Genomic DNA, 4,005 nt, shown 5'->3' with positions numbered 1-4,005 from the left:
CCGTTGTACTGTTCGGCCAATCGGGTGGTCTGTACAACCACTACTTCGATACCTTCTTGAACCCCATCGACTTGTTGTGGTCGTTCTTGCAGGCGGTTTTGATGGCGCTCGCCGTCCTGGTGTTACACACGTACTACGGATATTTCGCATCAGGGGGACCTGAGGGTGTCGGGGTGGCAACGGGCAACGCGGTCCGCACCTCGCTCATCGTCGTGGTATCCGTAACGTTGCTGATCTCGCTGTCGCACTACGGCTCCAACGGAAACTTCAACCTCTCGGGATAGGGACGGGAATCGATGGAACACACTGGGATACGCGCACTGACGGGTCTGGTGACCGTCGCGATTATCGCCGCGATCGTCGCCGTCTCCGTGCTCTTATTCCAGGGCTATTCGCCGCTTGCCATGTTCGGGTTCGGCAGCTTCACCGAAAGTGTGCCAGTCACCGTGCTTTCGCCGCGTGCTGGCCTGGTGATGAACGTGGACGCCAAGGTGAAGATGCGCGGCGTACAAGTGGGGAAGGTTGACTCGATCGAGTCGCGGCCGAACGGTCAAGCCGTCCTGCACTTAGCGATGGACCCGTCGGCGATGGACCCGCGGCGGCATCTGATTCCGGCCAATGTGGGTGTCGACATCACCGAGCCGACGGTTTTCGGTGCCAAGTTCGTTGAGCTGATACCACCGGCACAACCGTCAGCGCAGTCGCTGCACGCCGGGCAGGTGCTCGATAGCCAACGTGTCACGGTCGAGGTCAACACGGTGTTCAAGCACTTGACCGAAGTATTGGGCACGCTCGACCCGGCGAAGCTCAACGAGACCCTGGGGGCTATCGGGCAGGCGCTTAGCGGCCGGGGCGAAAAGATCGGGCAAGCGTTCAGCGATCTGGATTCGTTGCTGGCGAAGTTCGATCCGAGCCTTTCCGCGCTGAGCCACGACATCGCGGTCTCCGCGCCGGTATTCAATGCCTACGCGGACGCGGCGCCGGACCTGGTGAAAACCGTTGCTAACGCGGCAACGATCAGCCAGACGTTTGTCGACGAGCAACACAACCTCGACGCGCTGCTGGTGAGCGCGATCGGTCTGGCCGACGTCGGCAACGACGTCCTGTCCGCCAACCGGCAGGGCCTGACGGACGTCATCCATCTGCTGCGGCCGACGACCGATCTGACCAACGAGTACAACAAAGCGCTGTGGTGCGGTTTCGCGGGTCTTGCAGAGTTTGCGAAGGCTCCGCCGTTGTCGGAACCGAGCATCAATATCATTGCAAGTCTCACGTGGGGGGCCGAACGTTATCGATATCCAGCTAACCTGCCCAAGGTCGCGGCGACGGGCGGTCCGCAGTGTTTGGACCTTCCGAAGCATCGGTTCAACACCAATGCGAAGCTTGTCGTCACAGATATCGGTACCAACCCGGTGGTGTACGGGAACCAGCAGTTGCTGCTCAACTTCGATGGCCTCAAACAGTTGTTGTATGGGCCGATCGATGGCCCGCCACGCAATCCTGCTCAGGTCGGACAACAGGGATGAGGGGCTCACTGCGCGCGACGCTCATCAAGTTCGGTGTCTTCGCCGTTGTGATGACGGTGCTGACCGCGTTTCTGTTCTTCATCTTCGGCCAGTACCGCACCGGTGCGACAACTGGCTATTCGGCGGTCTTTAACGATGCGTCGCGTCTGAAGAACGGAGATTCGGTGCGGGTCGCGGGTATTCGCGTGGGCACCGTCAACGGAATCTCGCTGCAGCCGGACAAAAAGGTGGTGGTCAAATTCGACGCTGACCGTAGCGTCATGCTGACCGACGGCACCAAGGCATCCGTTCGCTATCTCAACCTGGTCGGTGACCGTTATCTGGACCTCGTCGACGGCCCGGGCTCGACCAAGCGGCTGCCGGCCGGGGGGCAGATTCCGGTCGACCGCACCGCGCCGGCCCTTGACCTCGACCTGCTGCTCGGCGGACTGAAACCCGTTGTTCAGGGCTTGAATGCGCACGATGTCAACGCGCTGTCGTCAGCGCTGTTGCAGGTATTCCAAGGTGAGGGCGGCACCCTACAGTCGCTGTTCTCCAAAACGACATCGTTGTCGAATGCATTGGGCGACAACGACCAAACGATCCAGCAACTAATCCAAAACCTGAACACCGTGGTGGCCACCCTCGACAAGGACGGCGGCAAGTTCTCCGCCGCCATCGATCGCCTCCAGCGGCTGGTCACCGGACTGTCTGACGACCGTGACACCATCGCACCCGCTATCGATGCGTTGAGCAAGGGAACCGCATCGTTGGCAGATCTGCTGAGCAACGCGAGGCCACCGCTGTCCGGCACGATCGAGCAGCTCAGTCGGCTGGCCCCGATACTCGATGACAACAAAGACCGCCTCGACGCCGCGATACAGAAGGCACCGAAGAACTACCGCAAGCTGGTCCGACTCGGCGTATTCGGTGCCACCATCCCGTACTTCATCTGCTCGTTCACACTGCGTGGCACGGACCTGCAGGGCAAGACGGTGGTGGCCCCCTGGTTCAGGTCCGAAGCGAAGAGGTGTCAGGAACCCTGATGTTGAAATACCGCGGAACCGGGCTGATCAAGGCGGGCTTCATCGGCGCCGTCTTGATCGTGCTCCTCATCCTGGTGGGTCTGTCGCCGGATCGGATTGTGTCATTGGCGACGGCCGTCCGGTACCAGGCGTTGTTTTCCGAAGCCGGCGGGCTTGCGGTGGGCAACGCTGTGACGGTGTCGGGAATCAAAGTCGGCACGGTGTCGGATGTGTCGTTGCGCAACGGCGATGCACTGGTCACGTTCACGATGAAAGGCAGCGTTCCACTCGGAACGGACACCAGCGCGCACATCCGCACCGGCACACTGCTGGGCGAACGTGTTCTGACCCTGGAGTCGGCCGGCGGCGGAATGATGCATCCGCTGGATGTCATCCCGATATCCCGCACCGGTTCGCCGTACTCGCTGACCGACGCGGTCAGCGACTTCACGTCGTACGCCGGCGACACGAACACTACGACCTTGAACCAGTCACTCGACACGCTGTCGACGACGCTCAACCAGATCGCCCCACAGTTGGGGCCCACCTTCGACGCGGTCACCCGGTTATCGCGAAGCCTGAACAGCCGCAACCAATCCCTGGGCGCGCTACTCAAGAGTGCCAGCGATGTCACCGGAATCCTGTCCGAACGCAGCCAACAGGTCAACAAGCTCATCCTCAACTCCGACGACCTGCTTCAGGTCTTGGTGACGCGCCGACAAGAGATCGTCTCGCTGTTGGCCAACACCTCGACGGTGGCCAAACAGCTCACCGGGCTGGTGCACGACAACGAAAGCAAGTTGGCGCCCACGCTGGAAAAGCTGAACTCGGTGACCGCGATGCTGGAAAAGAACCGCGACAACATCAGTAAGGCGCTGCCGGGCCTCGCGAAATTCGAGATCACGGTGGGCGAGGCGATCTCCAGCATGTACGCCTACTCGGCGTTCGCCCCGAACGCCGCACTTCCGGAACTCTTCGGGCCGTTCATGGAATACCTCTGGGGATTCCGCACCTTCGACACCGGACGTGGTCCGGGATTCCCGTCAACCGTACCGCGGTCGTTGGTGCCGCAGCTGTATAACGGTATTCCAGAGTGCGCTGGCTGTACGTTGGGCGGACGGATCGGAGGGGGGCAATGATCTCCCGGATGCCTCGGGTCCCGCGTAACCGGATCACCGCCCCATCGGCCATCACCGGGCCACTACTGCGGTAAGCGGGAGTCAGTTGGACATAGCGGGCAGCCACCAGATTCTGGGTGACGATGACCGCTTTGGCGTCCGCCGGGATCGGCACACCGCGGTCGACCTTGAGGATCATCTTGGCCTGCGTGCCCGCCGGCTCGATGGACTTGATCGTGCCGACCTTCACACCAGAGACTCGGACCTCGTCGCTCGGGTAAATCGCTGTGGCGGTGGTGAAGTACGCGGTGACTGTCCGCGGTCCGAAGAAAACGTCGCGCACGACCAGTCCAGTGC

The 4,005-nt window shown here is 61.5% G+C and carries 4 protein-coding genes and 1 pseudogene; 4 read left to right on the top strand and 1 reads right to left on the bottom strand.

What is annotated here, in order from left to right; genetic code table 11:
- From WBF82_RS07530 to WBF82_RS07515, 4 genes are all read left to right on the top strand, one after another.
- A partial coding sequence (locus tag WBF82_RS07530; RefSeq protein ID WP_424382431.1) for an ABC transporter permease occupies window positions 1-284 on the top strand: 284 nt, incomplete at its 5' end.
- 12 nt (window positions 285-296) lie between these two features.
- Entirely contained in the window at window positions 297-1,526 is a 1,230-nt protein-coding gene (locus WBF82_RS07525) for an MCE family protein (protein WP_424382430.1), read from the top strand.
- Window positions 1,523-2,551, top strand: a complete 1,029-nt coding sequence (locus tag WBF82_RS07520) for an MCE family protein (protein WP_424382429.1) — start codon at window positions 1,523-1,525, stop codon at window positions 2,549-2,551. Before WBF82_RS07525 ends, WBF82_RS07520 begins: the two co-directional genes overlap by 4 nt.
- A complete protein-coding gene (locus WBF82_RS07515; RefSeq protein ID WP_424382428.1) occupies window positions 2,551-3,669 on the top strand; it encodes an MCE family protein in 1,119 nt (372 codons plus the stop codon). Before WBF82_RS07520 ends, WBF82_RS07515 begins: the two co-directional genes overlap by 1 nt.
- Before the next feature lie 16 nt (window positions 3,670-3,685).
- Here the strand turns inward: WBF82_RS07515 and WBF82_RS07510 are convergent.
- Window positions 3,686-4,005, bottom strand: a pseudogene (locus tag WBF82_RS07510) (MlaD family protein); the annotation flags it as partial.

Origin of the sequence: Mycobacterium sp. (assembly GCF_049673265.1) — a bacterium.
GTDB lineage: Bacteria > Actinomycetota > Actinomycetes > Mycobacteriales > Mycobacteriaceae > Mycobacterium.
Note: the sequence above shows the minus strand (reverse complement) of the source record. Positions and strands in the feature narration are given on the sequence as shown.